Raw genomic sequence first — 17,285 nt, 5'->3', positions numbered from 1 at the left:
TGATCGGCCGTCACGCGGGTGGTGTGGCGGGAAAGTCTGCCGCCCGGGGGCTCCGAGCGGTTTCAATGGTCTCGCGGCGACCGCGCCGGGTGCACCGCCGGGGCCGAGCCTCGGGCAGGATGGTCAAGTGCGTGACACTCGTACGTCCGCACTTAAGCTAACCGTGGAGGATGGCCGGTGAGTTCCCCGCCTTCGGACGTTCGCTCTGGGCTGACCGAGGGCGAGGACGCGCCGACCGACGCCGGTTCGCCGACTCCAGCCTACGGCGGCAAGCCGCTGACCGTGGCCGTCACCGGTGCGGCGGGCGTGCTCGGCGAGCGCGTCGCGCAGCGCCTGGTCGACTCCCCGCACGTGCGCCGGGTGCTGGCGGTGGACGAGCGGCGCGGCGACGTCCAGGGCGTGCAGTGGCGGGTGCTGGACGTGCGCGACCCGGCGGTGGCCGAGCGGCTGGCCGGGGTCGACGTGGTGGTGCACCTGGCGATGGACCTCGGCATGGAGTCCGACCCGCGCACCCGCAGCGCGTACAACGTGCGCGGTGCGCAGACCGTGGTGACCGCCGCCGCGGCCGCCGGGGTGCACCGGGTGGTGCTGTGCACCTCCGCGATGGTCTACGGCGCGCTGCCCGACAACGAGGTCCCGCTGGCCGAGGACTCCGAACTGCGGGCCACCGAGGAGGCGTCGCTGGTCGGCGACCTGCTGGAGATCGAGCGGCTGGCCCGGCGCGCCCCGCGCGCCCACCCCGGGCTGCAGATCACCGTGCTGCGCCCGGCCGTGGTGGTCGGCCCGGGCATCGACACCGTGCTGACCCGCCACTTCGAGGCGCCGCGGCTGCTGGTGGTGGCGGGTTCCCGCCCGTGCTGGCAGTTCTGCCACCTGGACGACCTGGCCGCGGCGCTGGAGTACGCGGCGCTGGGCCTGGTGGAGGGCGAGGTGACGGTGGGCTGCGACGGCTGGCTGGAGCAGGAGGACGTGGAGGAGCTGTCCGGGATCCGCCGGATGGAGCTGCCCGCCTCGCTGGCCCTGGGCACCGCGGCCCGGCTGCACCGGCTGGGCCTGACCCCGGCCCCGGCGGGGGACCTGGCCTACACGATGTACCCGTGGGTGGTGTCCGGCAGCCGGCTGCACGAGGCGGGCTGGCGGCCGCGGCACACCAACGAGGAGGTGCTGGCCGAGCTGCTGGCCCAGGTGTCGGGCAAGCACGCGGTGGCCGGGCGCCGGCTCGGCGGCAAGGAGGCGGCCACCAGCCTGGGCGCGGCCGGAGCGACGGTCGCGCTGATCGGCACCGCGGCGCTGGTGCGCCGGGCCCGCAAGCACCGGCGGATCTGATCACCTTCTTTTCGCATCACGGAATTACCTCATCGTGATACGAAAATCCTTGCGGTCGGTCGGCGGACATGCGGAATGATGGCCGTCATGTCCGAGAGTCATGGCACGTCCGAGAACCCCGGCCCGATCCGCCTGCTCGCCGTCCGCGAGACGCCGCTCTCGCTGGACGAGGTCCACGCCGCGGTCGGCGACGACGCGGCCGGCGGCACCACCCTGTTCGTCGGGACGGTGCGCGACCACGACGGCGGCAAGCCGGTGGCCGCGCTGGAGTACAGCGCCCACCCGAGCGCGCTGCGCGAGCTGCGCCGGGTCGCTGAGAAGGTCTGCGCGGACTTCCCGGTCCGGGCGCTGGCCGCGGTGCACCGCACCGGTCGGCTGGAGATCGGCGACGTCGCGGTGATCGTCGCGGTGTCCTGCCCGCACCGCGGCGAGGCGTTCGCGGCCTCCCGGCAGCTGATCGACGACCTCAAGCACGAGGTGCCGATCTGGAAGCACCAGGTCTTCACCGACGGCGAGGAGGAGTGGGTCGGCGCGGGCTCCTGCTGACGCCCCCGTGTCCGGGCCGGGCGGGGCTCGTTCCCCGTTCGGCGGTACCCCTCGCGGTGGAGGCCGGGCCCGGGCCCGTAACCCGGATGCCGCGCGCGCCGTTCTCCCTACGGGCGGCTAATCTGCTGATACGCACGACGAGCCTGTGGGGAGTTCGAAAATGGCTGTGCTCGCCTGGTTGAGCATTCCCGTGGTGGCCGGTGTGCTGGCCACGGTCTGGGCCACCTGGGCGGCCCGCCCGCCCCGCGCGACGACCGATCCGAGCTCGCTCGCCGAGCACGAGCGGTTCCGCGCCGCGATGGAACGCAGCACCGGCGCCCGGAACTGACGGGGGCACCCCCGATCGGCGGTGCGGGGCCCGGACCAGCGGTACACCCGGCCCCGCACTTCCCGTACTGTCGTGGCATGCCACGCCGATCGGCGACGATGCTCGCCGCCACCCTGCTGCTGATAGGTCTGCTCTGCGCCTCGGTCGTCTTCAAGGTCCCGTTCACCGAGATGAGCCCGGGGCCGACCTACAACACCCTCGGCGAGCAGGAGAAGACGGGTACGCCGGTGATCACCATCACCGGCCACGAGACCTACCCGACCAGCGGGCACCTCAACATGACCACGGTGCAGGTCACCGGGGCGAACTACCAGCCCAGCCTGGTCTCGGCGATCGTCGGCTGGATCCGCGACGACGTGCTGGTCGTCCCGCACGACAACGTCTACCCGAAGGGCCAGACCGACCAGGAGGCCCAGCAGGAGAACGCCGAGCAGTTCGCCTCCTCCGAGGACAGCGCCAAGACCGCGGCCCTCAAGCAGCTGGACATCCCGGTCGGCACCGAGGTCGTCGTGGCCGCGGTGGCCGCGGGCGGACCCTCCGAGGGCAAGCTGCACGCCGGTGACCAGATCGTCGCGGTCGACGGCGTCGCCATCACCGACCGGGCGCAGGTCGCCGAGCAGGTGACCAAGCACCAGCCCGGCGAGACGGTGGTCTTCACCGTGGTGCCGCACGCCAAGGCCGGCGCGACGCCGAACCCGGCGGACGAGGTCCAGGTGTCCGTCGTCACCGCCAAGTCCGAGGACGACGCCCCCGAGCGGGCGGTGGTCGGCATCACGCCCAGCGTCGACCACGTCTACCCGTTCAAGATCGACATCGGCCTGCAGGACGTCGGCGGCCCCAGCGCCGGCCTGATGTTCGCGCTCGGCATCGTCGACAAGCTCACCCCCACCGACCTCACCGGCGGCAAGTTCGTGGCGGGCACCGGCACCATCGACGACGACGGCGCGGTCGGCCCGATCGGCGGCATCCAGATGAAGCTGATCGCCGCCCGGGACAAGGGCGCCGAGTACTTCTTCACCCCCGCGGACAACTGCTCCGAGGCGGTCAAAGGCACCCCGTCCGGCCTCACCCTGGTCAAGGTGGAGAACCTGGACGGCGCGATGAAGGCGCTGGACAGCATCCGCAGCGGCGACAAGGCGGCGCTGCCCGGCTGCAAGTAGCGGGCCCGCAATTCAGGGGCTCGGGGAACGGCGAGGCCGTGGCTGCGGGCGGTTCACTGCCGTTGCGGGCGTGAGCTTCGGGTTCTGTCTACGGCACGCAGCAGCACGGACCTTCGATGGGCTCCGGCCGTCAGCAGCACGGACCCGCCGTTCCCCGGGCCCCTGATTTCGCCCCCGGGTTTCAGGAGAGGGTCGCGAGCAGCGCTTCGGTCAGGTTGGGGACGAGCTCCGGGCCGGTGAGGACCTCGCGGGCGAGGTCCTTCTCGCGCAGCCGCAGGGCGACCTCCCGGGAGCCGTCGCGCAGGACGGCCGCGGTGATCCGGACCTCCTGGCGCTGCGGGTGGGTCGCCACCCAGTCGTTGATCTCCTTCTCGGTGGCGTTCTTCGGCCGGGACGCCTCGGCGCCGGGCGGGAGCATCAGCCGCTCGACCACCAGCGCGCAGCCGACGACGCCGTCGGGCCAGGCGATGGTGCCGAGGAAGCGGTCGAGCTCGGTGCCCGCGGGGATCTCCTCCTGCTCGACCGGGGTGAGGCCGGTCGGGTTGTCGTCCAGGCCGAGCTGCGAGGCGAGCCGCGGATTGGCCTTGCGCATCTGCGCGTTGTCGACCAGGGCGAACAGGCGGGCGGGGAGGTCCCAGCCGAGGGTCGCGGCGTGCTCGTCGATCTCCAGGGCGGCCCGGGTGAGGGGGGTGGCCGCGGGGAGGCCGGAGGCGGCGGCGGTCAGGTCAGGGGAGTCGGACATGGGCCCATCCTCACATGTCCGAGGGGGCCCGCTCCAACTCCGACGCAGCGACCGGGAACTCAGGTAAAGACTGATTAAGTTGCATGGGAGACCGCTGTCCGCCATGGTGCGGCGGCACGCAACTCCGACGACGACAGCTGAGGTGGCCCCTTGACCTTCCAGATGCCGGACCGTTCAGGTCCGGGTTCCCGAGCGAGAGTCGGCCCGCCGTCGCGCCGGGCGAAGGTGCTGCTGCTGACGGTCGGCGTGCTGTTCGCACTGTTCCTGCTGTTCGTGATGTTCGCCGGACTGTGGACCGACTGGCTGTGGTTCGACTCGGTGCACTACGGCTCGGTGTTCACCGGGCAACTGGGCGCCAAGATCGGCCTGTTCGCGGTGTTCGGGCTGCTGATGGCGCTGGTGGTCGGCTTCAACCTGTGGCTGGCGCACCGGCTGCGGCCGCCGCTGGCCGCGATGTCGGTGGAGCAGCAGAGCCTGGACCGCTACCGGATGGGCGTCGCGCCGTTCCGCAAGTGGCTGCTGATCGGCCTGTCGCTGCTGGTCGGCCTGGCGGCCGGCGCCGCCGCGGGCGCCCAGTGGCGGACCTGGATGCTCTGGGTCAACGGCACCTCCTTCGGCGTGAAGGACAGCCAGTTCCACAAGGACGTCTCGTACTACGCGTTCGACCTGCCCTGGTACCAGTTCGTGCTGGGCTTCGCGTTCAGCGCGGTGCTGGTCTCGCTGCTGGCCGCGACGGCCGTGCACTACCTGTACGGGGGCCTGCGGCTGCAGGGGCCCGGGCGGCGGGCGAGCGCCGGGGCGCAGGGCCACCTGGCCGTGCTGCTGGGCGTGTTCGTGCTGCTGAAGGCGGTGGCGTACTGGCTGGACCGGTACGCGCTGGCGGTGAAGAGCGAGTCGTACAAGAAGGTCGACGGCTGGACCGGCCTGCGCTACGTGGACGCGAACGCGTTCCTGCCGGCCAAGACGATCCTGTTCTTCGTGGCGATCATCTGCGCGCTGCTGTTCTTCCTGACCCCGATCCGGCGGACCTGGGCGCCGGCGCTGATCGGCTTCGGCCTGATGGCGCTCTCCGCGCTGCTGGTCGGCGGCCTCTACCCGGCGCTGGTGCAGCAGTTCCAGGTCAAGCCGAACGAGCAGGCCAAGGAGACCTCGTACATCCAGAAGAACATCGACGCGACCAGACAGGCGTACGGCATCGCGGACACCGCCGAGCAGCAGTACGACGCGCCGGACAGCGCCGTCGACGCCGACAAGCTCAAGCAGGACGCGCAGACCATCACCGACATCCGGCTGGCGGACCCGAACGTGGTCTCGCCGACGTTCCAGCAGAACCAGGCGCTGCGCAACTACTACGCCTTCCCGAAGACCCTGGACGTGGACCGCTACGGCGACCAGGACACCGTGCTGGGCGTGCGCGAGCTGGACCTGTCGGGCGTGCAGCAGCGCAACTTCATCAACGACCACTTCAAGTACACCCACGGCTACGGCATGGTGTCCGCCAAGGGCAACCAGGTCGACGCCAACGGCAACCCGGTCTACACCGAGCACTCGCTGCCGACCACCGGCGACCTGGGCGCGTACGAGCAGCGGGTGTACTACGGCGAGAAGTCGCCGCTGTACTCGGTGGTCGGCCCCGGCATGGACGAGATCGACTACACCCGGGACGGCCAGCCCGACCAGACCTGGCAGTACAACGGCGGCAGCGGCGTCTCGCTGGACAACCCGCTGACCAGGGCCGCGTACGCGGTGAAGTTCGCCGAGCCGCAGCTGTTCTACTCGGGGGCGATCAAGGACGGCGCGAAGATCCTGTACGACCGCACCCCCAAGGAGCGGGTCGAGAAGGTCGCGCCGTGGCTGTCGATCGACGCCGACCCCTACCCGGTGGTGCAGAACGGCCGACTGGTGTGGGTGCTGGACGGCTACACCACCTCGGACGGCTACCCGTTCTCCTCGAAGACCACCTTCGGTGACGCCACCAAGGACTCGATGACCGACCAGCGCGGCCGCACCCTGACCGCCACCAACCAGGTCAACTACATCCGCAACTCGGTGAAGGCCACCGTGGACGCGTACACCGGCGAGGTGTCGCTCTACCAGTGGGACGAGGCCGACCCGGTGCTGAAGACCTGGATGAAGGCGTTCCCGGGCACGGTGAAGGCGAAGGCGGACATCCCGTCGACCCTGCTGCCGCACCTGCGCTACCCGCAGGACCTGTTCAAGGTCCAGCGCGACCTGCTCGGGCAGTACCACATCACCGACGCCACGGCGTTCTTCAACGGCACCGACATCTGGGACGTGCCGACCGACCCGACGCTCGACACCACCGAGGTCCAGCCGCCGTACTACCTGACGGTGCGGATGCCGGACGCGAAGGAGGCCAGCTTCTCGCTGACCACCTCCTTCGTGCCCTCGGGGCGCAAGAACCTGGCCGCGTTCATGGCGGTGGACGCCGACCCGGGCGAGGACTACGGCAAGCTGCGGATCCTGCGGCTGCCGTCCGGCTCGGGCGCGCTCGGCCCGGGGCTGGTCCAGGCGAAGTTCAACTCCGACTCCGAAGTCGCCCACCAGCTGACCCTGCTGAGCAACAACAACGAGTCCGGCCTGGTCTACGGCAACCTGCTGACCCTGCCGGTCGGCGGCGGCATCCTCAACGTCGAGCCGGTCTACCTGGTGGCCCGCGGCGCCAAGGTGCCGGCCCTCAAGAAGGTGCTGGCCGTGTACGGCACCGGCAACGTGGCGATCGGGGACACCCTGAGCGAGGTGCTGACCAAGGTGCTCGGCGGCGCGGCGGACGGCGCCACCACGCCCACCGCCCCGAGCCAGCCGGAGAACCCGGGCACCCCGACCGCGCCCGGCACCGAGGACCCGGACGTGCAGAAGGCGCTCGCCGACGCGCAGAAGGCGTTCGACGACGGCCAGGCGGCGATGAAGAACGGCGACTGGACGGCGTACGGCAAGTCCCAGGAGGCGCTGAAGAAGGCGATCGCCGACGCGGTGGCCGCCGAGCAGAAGGCCGCCGGCGGCGGGGCGTCCCCCGCGCCGAGCGGATCGCCGAGCGGATCGCCGAGCGGTTCGCCCGGCGAAGCGCCGAGCGGCTCGCCCTCGGCCTCGCCCACCGGCTGAGCTGCGAAAACCGGTTTGTTGGTCCACCCCGTGATCGTGATACAGTGGTTTCACCGACGCGGGGTGGAGCAGCTCGGTAGCTCGCTGGGCTCATAACCCAGAGGTCGCAGGTTCAAATCCTGTCCCCGCTACTCAGTAGCACGAAGGCCCGGAGGCATCAGCCTCCGGGCCTTCGTCGTTCCCTTTGCCATTCCTTGGTAGTCCGGTCGATTGACACGCCATGTGGTCTAGTCCAACCTGAGTCATGCCCATGACGGGCGGCCCCCACCGCCCGTCCTGATGCGCCGCAAGTCCTTTGCCAGCAACGGGAATTGATCACGTTCTGGTTCCGTCTGCCGCTCTCCCGACCGGGTGTCCGACGGTGTTCCTGCATCCCCACGTGACAGGAGAGAGGCACATCCGCATGCATCGCAACAACCGCAGGGCCTGGGCCGTCACGGCCGCGGCCGCCACGCTGCTCGCCGGGGCGGTGTCGCTGCTGGGAGCCCCCAGCGCGACCGCCGGGCCGGGCAACACGACCGGCGCCCCCGCCACCAGCGGCGGCATGAAGGTCGCGTACTTCGACCAGTGGTCGATCTACTCGAACGCCTTCTACCTCAAGAACGTCGACACCAACGGCATGGCCGGGAAGCTCGACTACCTGCTGTACGACTTCGCCAACATCGACCCCAACAACCTGACCTGCTTCGAGCCGAACTCGGCGGCCTCGCAGGACGAGAACAACCCGAACGCCGGTGACGGCGCGGGCGACTACTACGCCGACTACGCCAAGACCTTCGCCAACGGCAACAGCGTGGACAACTCCACCGACACCTGGAACCAGCCGCTGGCGGGCAACTTCCACCAGCTCCAGGAGCTGAAGGCGAAGTACCCGAAGCTCAAGGTGCTGATGTCGATCGGCGGTTGGACGTACTCCAAGTACTTCTCCGACGTGGCGGCCAACGACGCCGCGCGCAAGAAGTTCGTCTCCTCCTGCGTCGACATGTTCATCAAGGGCAACCTGCCCGCCCAGGGCGGCTACGGCGGCCCGGGCACCGGCAAGGGCATCTTCGACGGCTTCGACATCGACTGGGAGTACCCGGGCGGCGGCGGCCACCTCGGCAACCACGCCTCGCCCAACGACAAGCAGAACTTCACCGCCCTGCTGGCCGAGTTCCGCAACCAGCTCAACACCCAGGGCAGCGCGGACGGCAAGACCTACGCGCTGAGCGCGGCGCTGCCGGCCGGCCAGGACAAGATCCAGTACATCGAGACCGACAAGATCGGGCAGTACCTGACCTTCGCGGACCCGATGACGTACGACATGCACGGCGGCTGGGAGGCCCAGGGGCCGACCAACCACCAGACGCCGGTCTACCAGAACCCGAACGACCCGATGAACAACGTGCCGCCGGGCAACGCCAAGTACTCGATCGACGAGGCGGTCAAGGCGTACACGGTCGGCGACTCCTCGTACGGCATCCCCGGCGGGTTCCCGGCGAACAAGCTGAACATGGGCGTCCCGCTGTACTACCGCGGCTGGACGGGCGTGGCGGCCGGGGCCAACCACGGGCTGTTCCAACCCGCCAGCGGGCCGGCCCAGGGCGCGCCGAACTCCGGCAACGTCAACGGCGTGCGGATGTACAAGGAACTGCTCGGGACGGTGGACAACCCCAGTTACACCTACTGGGACGCCGCCTCGCAGGCCGCGTACTTCTACGACGGCAACAACTTCTGGTCCGGGGAGAACGCCAAGTCCATCCAGGCCAAGATGGACTACGCGCACTGCAACGGACTCGGCGGATCGTTCGTGTTCTCGCTGTACGACGACCCGAACGCGGCGCTGCTCAACCCGCTGATGACGGCCACCAACGGCTCGGCCGCCTCCTGCCCGGCCCCGCCGACCGGCTCGCCGAGCGCCAGCGCCTCGCCGACGAAGTCCTCCTCCCCGTCGCCGTCGACCAGCCCGTCGACCTCGCCGTCGACCAGCCCGTCGACCTCGCCGTCCACGAGCCCGTCCTCCTCGCCCACCTCGCCCGGCGGCGGCATCGTCGCCAACCCGGGCCTGGAGTCCGGCGCGCTCAGCCCGTGGACCTGCGCGGGCAGCGGCGGATCGGCGGTCAGCGGCGGCCACACCGGCGCGTACGCCCTGCAGGGCAACGCCAGTGCCGGGGACACCGCGCAGTGCCAGCAGGTGGTGACGGTCAAGCCCAACACCACCTACACGCTGTCCGCCTGGGTCAAGGGCAACTACACCTACCTGGGCGTCACCGGCTCCGGCGCGGACAGCTCGACCTGGACCCCCGGCGGGAGCGCGTGGACGCAGCTGTCCACCAAGTTCACCACCGGCGCCTCGGTCACCTCGGTGACCGTCTGGGTGCACGGTTGGTACGGACAGGGTGCTTACCAGGCCGATGACTTCAGCGTCAGCTGAGCCTGCGTCAACCCTGCTTCAAGGAAGGCCCGGAGGATTCCGTCCTCCGGGCCTTCCCCCTTGCGGACGCACGGAGTTGATCGACTCCGGTACGATGCGTGGCCGGGGTTTGTGGGGCTCAAGTGTCGGGAAATCGACAAAGAGCCGAAGCGATCTCGCCGCGCTTCGGCCCCGCTCCGCCAAAACGGACGGAGCAGGTGTACGCGGTGTGCGGGTGATGCGACGATGGACCACGAGGGGGACACGGCACGGCCACTGACGGGCCGTCCGGTCCGACGTGCCCCCTGGGGGACACGCCCGGGGCCGAAGGCCCGGGGCGGATGCCGCGACACTCTGGGGGAGCGGGAGTCGGCATGAAGCTCATCGGCAACAACGGGACGGGAGAACCACAGGCCGCCGGACCCAGCGCGGACACCGAGACCGGCGCCCGGCCCACCGAGCAGGCCACCGGCGGCCTGCCCGCCCAGCGCGGGACCGCGACCGGTGCCGTCGACGTGACCGGCTACGGCCCGGAGAGCCTGGTCCACCTCACGGCCGACCAGGCCGCGGCCGGCACCGCCCGCGACCTCGCCCCGGCCGTCGACGACGGCGACGACAGCTTCGAGACCGCCCTCGCCGCCCGCGAACAGGCCGCCCTCGAAGCCCGCCACCGCGGCTCCGCCGACGCCGGCGACCCGAACGCCGCCAGCCAGCTCGGCGCCCTCCTGCTGCGCCGCGGCGACCTGCGCGACGCCGAACCGTACCTGCGCTCCGCCGCCGCCGCCGGACTGCGCGCCGCCGCCAACAACCTCGGCGTCCTGCTCCACCAGCAGGGCCACCGCGCCGAGGCCGCCCAGTGGTGGCGGCAGGCCGCCGTCGCCGGCTCCGCCCCCGCCGCGCACGCCCTCGGCCTGCAACTGCGCGACCAGGGCGAGGAGGAGGCCGCCGAGTACTGGCTGCACTTCGCCGCCGAACAGGGCCACCCGCTCGGCGCCTACGCCCTCGGCGACCTGATGGAGCACCGCCGCGACGTCCGGGCCGAACGCTGGTTCAAGGCCGCCGCCGACTCCGGCCACCGCGAGGCCGCCTACCGGCTCGCCCGGATGCGCGAGGCCGCCGGCGACAAGGACACCGCCGAGACCTGGTACCGCACCGCCGCCGCCCGCAGCCACGCCCGCGCCGCCCTGCGCCTCGGCGTCCTGCTCGAAGCCCGCGGCGACCTCGACGAGGCCGCCCGCTGGTACCGGCAGTCCGCCCAGAACGGCGAGGCCCGCGCCGCCTGCGCCCTCGGCTTCCTGCTCCGCGACACCGGCGACCTCTCCGCCGCCGCCGAATGGTGGCAGGAGGCCGCCGAAGCCGGCGACGGCACCGCCGCCAACGCCCTCGGCGCCCTGCACGCGGGCCGCGGCGAGAGCACCGTCGCCGAGCGCTGGTACCGCGCCGCCCTCGACGCCGGCGACCACAACGGCGCCTTCAACCTCGGCCTGCTGTGCGCCGGGGCGGGCCGCGAGGCCCAGGCCGAGCAGTGGTACCGCCGGGCCGCGTACGCCGGGCACCGCGAAGCCTGCAACGCGCTCGCCATCGTCCTGCTCCAGCGCGGCGACGAGTCCGGCGCCGAACCCTGGTTCTCCAAGGCCGCCGAAGCCGGATCCGTCGACGGCGCCTTCAACCTCGGCGTGCTGCACGCCGGCCGCGGCGAGACCCGGCAGGCCCAGGAGTGGTACGCCCGCGCCGCCGCCGAGGGCCACGGCGAGGCCGCCCTGCAGCTCGCCGTCGCCCAGGAGCAGCGCGGCAACCTCGCCGGCGCCCTGGAACGCTACCGGCAGGCCGCCGACGGCGGCTCCGCGGAAGGCGGCTTCCGGCTCGCCTCGCTGCTCGACCGCCGCGGCGACGCCGACGCCGAGGCCGAGCACTGGTACGCGATCGCCGCCGATGCCGGACACCGCCGCGCCCAGGTCCGGATGGGCGTCCGGGCCGCGGAGCGCGGCGCGCTGCAGATCGCCGAGAGCTGGTACCGCCGCGCCGCCGAGGGCGGCAGCCGCAGCGCCGCCTTCAACCTCGGCCTGCTGCTCGCCCGCCAGGACAGCGAGGCCGAGGCCATGCTCTGGTACACCCGCGCCGCGGACGCCGGCCACGGCCGCGCGGCGCTCCGGCTCGCCCTGCTGGCCCTGCGCCGCGGCGAGGCCCTCCAGGCCGAGAACTGGTGCAAGCGCGCCGCGGAGTACGGCCCGGCCGAGGTCGCGGAGCGCGCGGGACGGCTGCTGGGGGCGCTCAACGCGGAGCTCTCCGCGTAAGGGCAGTCAGGGACGCGGGGAACCGCGCGCCGCGGGAGGAGCACGTCAGCGTGGTCGCGAGATGGTGCAAGTGGTCGTCCTGCGTCGCGGTCCGGCTGTGCGTGCCCGGTCGGCCGCGCCGTTCCCCGCGCCCCTGGTGGTGCGTTCCCTACACGCTGAGCGAGCGCAGCGCCGCCTCGTGCAGGACGCCGTTGGTGGCGACCGCGTCCGCGCCGGTGGGGCCGTCGATGCCGTCGAGGCCGGTGAAGCGGCCGCCGGCCTCCTGGACGATGATGCAGGGGGCGGCCATGTCCCAGAGCGAGAGCTCGGGTTCGGCGGCGATGTCGACGGCGCCCTCGGCGACCATCATGTAGGACCAGAAGTCGCCGAAGGCGCGGGTGCGCCAGCAGATCCGGGTCAGGTCGAGGAAGGCGTCGAGGCGGGCGCGCTCCTCCCAGCCGCTGAGCGAGGAGAAGGAGAGCGAGGCGTCGGCGAGGCGGGAGACCTTGGAGACGTGGATGCGCTGGGACTTGGCCAGGCTGCGGCCGGCGAACGCGCCCAGCCCCTTCGCGGCCCACCAGCGGCGGCCGAGCGCCGGGGCGGAGACGATGCCGACCACCGGGACGTGCTCGCCGTCCGGCTGCTCCTCCAGCAGGGCGACCAGGGTGGCCCAGACCGGGACGCCGCGGACGTAGTTCTTGGTGCCGTCGATCGGGTCGATCACCCAGCGGCGCGGGCCGGAGCCCTGCAGGCCGTACTCCTCGCCGAGCACGGCGTCGCGCGGGCGGGCCCGCTGCAGGACGGAGCGGACGAGTTCCTCGGCGGCCTTGTCGGCGTCGCTGACCGGGGTCAGGTCGGGCTTGGTCTCGATCTTCAGGTCGAGCGCCTTGAAACGCTCCATGGTGATCGAGTCGGCCGAGTCGGCGAGGACGTGGGCGAGTCGGAGGTCGTCGTGGTAATCGGCCATGCACGGAACCCTAGCGGACTCAGTGTCCCGAGCCGCTGAGCTGCAGACCGATCACCCCGGCGATGACCAGGGAGATGGAGACCAGCTTGAGGGTGGAGGAGGACTCGCCGAGGAACACCATCCCGTACACCGCGGTGCCGGCCGCGCCGATGCCCGTCCACACCGCGTAGGCACTGCCGACCGGGAGGGTCTTCAGGGAGAGCGTGAGCAGGCCGAAGGAGCCCAGCGCGAAGAGCGCAAAGCTGATGGTGGGCCAGATCTTGGTGAAGCCGTGGCTGAGCTTCAGGTTGACCGCGAATCCCGTTTCCAGCAGACCGGCGAGGATCACCATGGCCCATGCCATCGGGTTGACTCCCTGTCAGGTAGGACGGTGTGACCTTCCTATCGTTACCCGGCGCAGCGGCCCCAGCGACTCGTGATCGCGCCGAATTTCAGTCCCCCTCGGAGGCGTCCTTGGTGGCCAGCAGGCGGCGCAGCGAGTACAGCCGGGCCGGGTCGGCGTGGCCGTCGGCGACCCAGGCGTCCAGCGCGCAGTCCGGCTCGTCGTGCGAGCAGGCGCGCGGGCAGTCCGCGGTGCCCGGCTCCAGGTCGGGGAAGGCGTGGATGACCCGGGACGGGTCGATGTGGGACAGGCCGAAGGAGCGGAAGCCCGGGGTGTCGATCACCCAGCCCGGGTCGAGCGCCTTCTTCGAACCGGGCTTCGCGCCGGGCGCCGGGGGCAGCCGCAGGGCCAGCGCCGAGACGGTGGTGTGCCGGCCGCGGCCGGTGACCGCGTTGACCCGGCCGGTGGACCGCCGGTGCTCCGGGACGAGCGCGTTGACCAGGGTGGTCTTGCCGACGCCGGAGTGCCCGATGAACACCGTGGTGCGCCCGCGCAGGTGCGCGCGGACGGCCTCCGCCCCGGCCGTCTCCAGCTCGTCGGCCCGGGTCACCACGTAGCGGATGCCCAGCGGCGCGTACGACTCCAGCAGCTCGTCGGCGGAGGCCAGGTCGGCCTTGGTGAGCACCAGCAGCGGCTCCATCCCGGCGTCGTACGCGGCCACCAGGCAGCGGTCGATCAGCCGGGGGCGCGGCTCGGGGTTGGCCAGCGCGGTGACGATGGCCATCTGCTGGGCGTTGGCGACCACGATCCGCTCGTACGGGTCGTCGTCGTCCGCGGTGCGGCGCAGCACCGAGCTGCGCTCCTCGACCCGGACGATCCGGGCCAGCGTGTCCGGCTCGCCGGACAGGTCGCCGACCAGGTTGACGGTGTCGCCGACGACGACGCCCTTGCGGCCCAGCTCGCGGGCCTTCATGGCGACGACCTGGCGCTCGTCCTCGGTGCCGCTGTCGACCAGGCAGGTCATCCGGCCCCGGTCCACGGTGAGGATCATCGCCTCGGCGGCGTCCTCGTGCTTGGGCCGGATCCGGGTGCGGGGGCGGGAGCCCCGGCGGCCCGGGCGGCTGCGGATGTCGTCCTCGTCGGCGTTCTTGTCGTAGCGGCGCATGCTGCTCTCCCCCGTCAGACCTGGCCGAGGAGGTCGGCCCACATCCGCGGGAAGTCCGGCAGGGTCTTGGCGGTGGTCGCCACGTCCTCCACCAGCACGCCCTCCACGGCCAGGCCCAGCACGGCGGCGGCGGTGGCCAGCCGGTGGTCCTCGTAGGTGTGGAAGACGCCGCCGTGCAGCGGGCGGGGCCGGATCCGCAGGCCGTCCTCCGTCTCGGTGACGTCGCCGCCCAGCGCGTTGATCTCCTTCGCCAGCGCGGCCAGCCGGTCGGTCTCGTGCAGCCGCAGGTGCGCGATGCCGTACAGGTGCGACTCGGAGTCGGCCAGCACCGCCACCGCGGCGATCACCGGGGTCAGCTCGCCGACGTCGTGCAGGTCCGCCTCGATGCCGTGGATCTTGCCGGTGCCGGTGAACCGGAGCCCGTCGTCCACGAATTCGCAGGAGCCGCCCATCGCGGTGTAGATCTCGCGCAGCTGGTCGCCCGGCTGGTAGGTGTGCTTCGGCCAGTCCCGGACGGTCACCCGGCCGCCGGTGGCCAGCGCCGCCGCGAAGAACGGGGCCGCGTTCGACAGGTCCGGCTCGACCACCAGGTCGCGGCCGATCAGCGCGCCCGGGGTGACCCGCCAGACGTCCTTCTCGCCGCCGTCCTCCGGCGCGTCCACCTGGCCGCCCGCCTTGCGGATCATGTCGACGGTCATCCGGATGTGCGGCAGCGAGGGCACCGGCCCGCCGGTGTTGCGGATCTCCACGCCGTGGTGGAAGCGCGCCCCGGACAGCAGCAGCGCCGAGACGAACTGCGAGGAGGACGAGGCGTCCACCTCCACCGCGCCGCCGTCCAGCGCGCCGGTGCCGTGCACGGTCAGCGGGAAGCCGCCGCGGCCGCCGTCCTCGACCCGGGCGCCCAGCGCGCGCAGCGCGTCGATCACGCCGTGCTGCGGGCGCTCGTGGCTGCGCGGGTCGCCGTCGAAGTGCACCGGGCCGTCCGCCAGGGTCGCCAGCGGCGGCAGGAAGCGCATCACCGTCCCCGCGTTGCCCACGTCCACCCGCGCCGGGCCGCGCAGCCGCTCGGCCGGGATCACCCGCCACGCCTCGCCGCCGCCGGTGCCGCCGGACGCCGCGTTCACCGTCTCCTCGACCGTCACGCCCATCGCCCGCAGGCCGTCCGCCATCAGCTGCGAGTCGCGGCTGCGCAGCGGGCGGCGCACCCAGCCCGGGCCGTCGGCGAGGGCGGCCAGCACCAGCGCGCGGTTGGTCGCGGACTTCGAGCCGGGGATGGTCACGGTCGCGTCCACGGCGGCGGTGGCGACGGGAGCGGGCCACAGGGAGTCGGTCATGGCGCCAAGTCTATGAGGCGCCGTGCCGCTACCGGGGCAGCAGCCAGGCCGCCCCGAGCCCCAGGCAGGCCAGCGCCACCGCCAGGAACGCCACCACCCACAGCGCCCCCGGAACGCCGGTCAGCCGCGCCAGCTGGTCCGCGTCCGAGCCGGGCGCGCCGCCGCGCCGCCGGGTCACCCACAGCTCCAGCATCGGGCGCACCCCCGCCAGCAGCAGGAACCACACCCCCAGGTAGGCGAACGCCCCCTGCCATTCGGCCGTCCCGTACCAGGACACCGCGACGAACGCCCCGCCGGTGACCAGCACCGCCACCACCCCGAACAGGTTGCGCAGGGTCAGCAGCATCGCCGCCAGCAGCACGATGCCGATCCACAGCAGCGCGGTGGTCCGGCCCGCCGCCAGCAGTGCCGCCCCGCCCAGGCCCAGCAGCGAGGGCGCCGGGTAGCCGGCCGCGGCGGTCAGCACCATGCCCGGGCCGGTCGGCTTCCCGGAGGAGACCGTCAGCCCCGAGGTGTCCGAGTGCAGCCGGATCCCCGACAGCCGCCGCCGGGTCAGCAGCGCGGTCAGCCCGTGCCCGCCCTCGTGCGCGATCGTCACCACGGTGCGGGTCCACAGCCACACCGGGCGCACCGCCACCGCCAGGAACGCCACCGCCGCCGTGCCCCACACCAGCCAGTGCGGGGGGTCCGGCCGGACGGCCGCCACCCGCTCCCACAGCTCCGCGAAGTCCATCGCCGACCTCCGATCACCGCCGTCTCCCCGGTCCGGGGCGGGCAGCCTCCCACGGAAGGGCGGGCCGCCGGTAGCCGCTGGTCCCGCTTCCCCCCGCTCTGGCAAGCTGGGCGCCATGTGCGGACGCTTCGCCTCCTCCACCGAACCCGCCGAACTGGTCCGCCTGTTCGGCGTCGAGCAGTGGGACCCGACCGAGACGATCGCCCCCAGCTGGAACGTCGCCCCCACCGCGCGGACCTACGCCGTCCTCGACCGGGCCCCGCGCGGGCAGCGCCGCCCGGTGCGCCAACTGCACGTGCTGCGCTGGGGCCTGGTGCCCGGCTGGGCGAGCAGCGCCGAGACCGCGGTCAAGATGATCAACGCCCGGGCGGAGACCGTCCACGAGAAGCCCGCGTACCGCCAGGCGTACGCCTCCCGGCGCTGCCTGATACCCGTCGACGGCTACTACGAGTGGCAGACCGCCCCCACCGACGACGTCTCCCGCCCGCCCCGCCGCCCCTACTTCGTGCACCGCGCCGACGGCGCGCCGCTGGCCCTCGCCGGGCTGTACGAGTTCTGGCGCGACCGCGAGCGCCCCGGCGGCCACCCCGACGCCTGGCTGGTCACCTGCACCGTCGTCACCACCGCCGCCGAACCGCTGCTCGCCCCGGTCCACGAGCGGATGCCCCTGTACCTCGGCCCCGACCGCTGGGACGCCTGGCTCGACCCGCACGCCGAGACCGCCGACCTCGCCCCGCCCCCGCCCGGCGACCTGCGCATCCACGCCGTCCCCGACGAGGTCGGCAAGATCCGCAACAACCACCCGGGACTGACCCGGCCGCTCACCGAGGACGACCTCACCACGCTGTTCTGAGCGGCGGGAGCCCCCGGGGCG

At 72.5% G+C, this 17,285-nt stretch carries 14 protein-coding genes and 1 tRNA gene; 9 read left to right on the top strand and 6 right to left on the bottom strand.

The window, feature by feature from the left end; genetic code table 11:
- Positions 1 to 177: 177 nt before the first annotated feature.
- From ACWEO5_RS09965 to ACWEO5_RS09950, 4 genes are all read left to right on the top strand, one after another.
- Positions 178 to 1,326, top strand: a complete 1,149-nt coding sequence (locus ACWEO5_RS09965; protein WP_425556822.1) for an NAD-dependent epimerase/dehydratase family protein — start codon at positions 178 to 180, stop codon at positions 1,324 to 1,326.
- A gap of 78 nt (positions 1,327 to 1,404) precedes the next feature.
- Positions 1,405 to 1,872 (top strand): molybdenum cofactor biosynthesis protein MoaE, encoded by a 468-nt coding sequence (locus ACWEO5_RS09960; RefSeq protein ID WP_344552554.1) that lies wholly within the window; start codon positions 1,405 to 1,407, stop codon positions 1,870 to 1,872.
- Between the two features lie 160 nt (positions 1,873 to 2,032).
- On the top strand, positions 2,033 to 2,200 hold the full coding sequence (locus tag ACWEO5_RS09955) for a hypothetical protein (RefSeq protein WP_452161858.1): 168 nt from the start codon (positions 2,033 to 2,035) through the stop codon (positions 2,198 to 2,200).
- Positions 2,201 to 2,277: 77 nt separating this feature from the next.
- The gene (locus ACWEO5_RS09950; RefSeq protein WP_452161856.1) at positions 2,278 to 3,360 is read left to right on the top strand and encodes a YlbL family protein; all 1,083 of its coding nucleotides are present in this window, start codon (positions 2,278 to 2,280) and stop codon (positions 3,358 to 3,360) included.
- A 181-nt stretch (positions 3,361 to 3,541) separates the two neighbouring features.
- Here ACWEO5_RS09950 and ACWEO5_RS09945 read toward each other — a convergent pair whose 3' ends face one another.
- Positions 3,542 to 4,102, bottom strand: a complete 561-nt coding sequence (locus ACWEO5_RS09945; RefSeq protein WP_452161854.1) for a PPA1309 family protein — start codon at positions 4,100 to 4,102, stop codon at positions 3,542 to 3,544.
- A gap of 162 nt (positions 4,103 to 4,264) precedes the next feature.
- Here ACWEO5_RS09945 and ACWEO5_RS09940 point away from each other — a divergent pair, with 162 nt between their 5' ends.
- The 4 genes from ACWEO5_RS09940 (at position 4,265) to ACWEO5_RS09925 (ending at position 11,911) form a co-directional block, all read left to right on the top strand.
- Entirely contained in the window at positions 4,265 to 7,225 is a 2,961-nt protein-coding gene (locus ACWEO5_RS09940) for a UPF0182 family membrane protein (RefSeq protein ID WP_452161930.1), read from the top strand.
- Positions 7,226 to 7,282: 57 nt separating this feature from the next.
- Positions 7,283 to 7,356, top strand: a tRNA-Met gene (locus tag ACWEO5_RS09935).
- A 272-nt stretch (positions 7,357 to 7,628) separates the two neighbouring features.
- Complete coding sequence (locus tag ACWEO5_RS09930) at positions 7,629 to 9,638, top strand: glycosyl hydrolase family 18 protein (RefSeq protein WP_452161852.1); 2,010 nt, start codon at positions 7,629 to 7,631, stop codon at positions 9,636 to 9,638.
- A 353-nt stretch (positions 9,639 to 9,991) separates the two neighbouring features.
- The gene (locus ACWEO5_RS09925; RefSeq protein WP_452161850.1) at positions 9,992 to 11,911 is read left to right on the top strand and encodes a tetratricopeptide repeat protein; all 1,920 of its coding nucleotides are present in this window, start codon (positions 9,992 to 9,994) and stop codon (positions 11,909 to 11,911) included.
- Positions 11,912 to 12,059: 148 nt separating this feature from the next.
- Here ACWEO5_RS09925 and hisN read toward each other — a convergent pair whose 3' ends face one another.
- The 5 genes from hisN to ACWEO5_RS09900 all read right to left on the bottom strand — a co-directional run bounded on the left by hisN (position 12,060) and on the right by ACWEO5_RS09900 (position 16,411).
- Complete coding sequence (gene hisN, locus ACWEO5_RS09920) at positions 12,060 to 12,857, bottom strand: histidinol-phosphatase (protein ID WP_176189925.1); 798 nt, start codon at positions 12,855 to 12,857, stop codon at positions 12,060 to 12,062.
- A 19-nt stretch (positions 12,858 to 12,876) separates the two neighbouring features.
- Positions 12,877 to 13,200, bottom strand: coding sequence for a DMT family transporter (locus ACWEO5_RS09915; protein ID WP_452161848.1), 324 nt, complete (start codon positions 13,198 to 13,200; stop codon positions 12,877 to 12,879).
- A gap of 88 nt (positions 13,201 to 13,288) precedes the next feature.
- Positions 13,289 to 14,344 (bottom strand): ribosome small subunit-dependent GTPase A, encoded by a 1,056-nt coding sequence (rsgA, locus tag ACWEO5_RS09910; RefSeq protein ID WP_452161846.1) that lies wholly within the window; start codon positions 14,342 to 14,344, stop codon positions 13,289 to 13,291.
- A gap of 14 nt (positions 14,345 to 14,358) precedes the next feature.
- The gene (gene aroA / locus ACWEO5_RS09905; RefSeq protein ID WP_452161844.1) at positions 14,359 to 15,678 is read right to left on the bottom strand and encodes a 3-phosphoshikimate 1-carboxyvinyltransferase; all 1,320 of its coding nucleotides are present in this window, start codon (positions 15,676 to 15,678) and stop codon (positions 14,359 to 14,361) included.
- Between the two features lie 28 nt (positions 15,679 to 15,706).
- A complete protein-coding gene (locus tag ACWEO5_RS09900) occupies positions 15,707 to 16,411 on the bottom strand; it encodes a M50 family metallopeptidase (protein ID WP_452161842.1) in 705 nt (234 codons plus the stop codon).
- 115 nt (positions 16,412 to 16,526) lie between these two features.
- Between ACWEO5_RS09900 and ACWEO5_RS09895 the strand changes: the two genes are divergently transcribed.
- On the top strand, positions 16,527 to 17,264 hold the full coding sequence (locus ACWEO5_RS09895) for an SOS response-associated peptidase (protein ID WP_452161840.1): 738 nt from the start codon (positions 16,527 to 16,529) through the stop codon (positions 17,262 to 17,264).
- Positions 17,265 to 17,285 lie beyond the last annotated feature (21 nt).

The organism is Kitasatospora sp. NPDC004272 (assembly GCF_053603035.1).
This window is presented reverse-complemented; position numbering and strand designations above follow the sequence as displayed.

Bases quoted from the DNA above. Each gene is read 5' to 3' on its own strand.
- ACWEO5_RS09925 (WP_452161850.1), top strand. From the start codon at position 9,992: ATGAAGCTCATCGGCAACAACGGGACGGGAGAACCACAGGCCGCCGGA.
- ACWEO5_RS09930 (WP_452161852.1), top strand. From the start codon at position 7,629: ATGCATCGCAACAACCGCAGGGCCTGGGCCGTCACGGCCGCGGCCGCC.
- ACWEO5_RS09940 (WP_452161930.1), top strand. From the start codon at position 4,265: ATGCCGGACCGTTCAGGTCCGGGTTCCCGAGCGAGAGTCGGCCCGCCG.
- ACWEO5_RS09955 (WP_452161858.1), top strand. From the start codon at position 2,033: ATGGCTGTGCTCGCCTGGTTGAGCATTCCCGTGGTGGCCGGTGTGCTG.
- hisN (WP_176189925.1), bottom strand. From the start codon at position 12,857: ATGGCCGATTACCACGACGACCTCCGACTCGCCCACGTCCTCGCCGAC.
- ACWEO5_RS09900 (WP_452161842.1), bottom strand. From the start codon at position 16,411: ATGGACTTCGCGGAGCTGTGGGAGCGGGTGGCGGCCGTCCGGCCGGAC.
- rsgA (WP_452161846.1), bottom strand. From the start codon at position 14,344: ATGCGCCGCTACGACAAGAACGCCGACGAGGACGACATCCGCAGCCGC.
- ACWEO5_RS09915 (WP_452161848.1), bottom strand. From the start codon at position 13,200: ATGGCATGGGCCATGGTGATCCTCGCCGGTCTGCTGGAAACGGGATTC.
- ACWEO5_RS09895 (WP_452161840.1), top strand. From the start codon at position 16,527: ATGTGCGGACGCTTCGCCTCCTCCACCGAACCCGCCGAACTGGTCCGC.
- ACWEO5_RS09960 (WP_344552554.1), top strand. From the start codon at position 1,405: ATGGCCGTCATGTCCGAGAGTCATGGCACGTCCGAGAACCCCGGCCCG.
- ACWEO5_RS09950 (WP_452161856.1), top strand. From the start codon at position 2,278: ATGCCACGCCGATCGGCGACGATGCTCGCCGCCACCCTGCTGCTGATA.
- ACWEO5_RS09945 (WP_452161854.1), bottom strand. From the start codon at position 4,102: ATGTCCGACTCCCCTGACCTGACCGCCGCCGCCTCCGGCCTCCCCGCG.
- aroA (WP_452161844.1), bottom strand. From the start codon at position 15,678: ATGACCGACTCCCTGTGGCCCGCTCCCGTCGCCACCGCCGCCGTGGAC.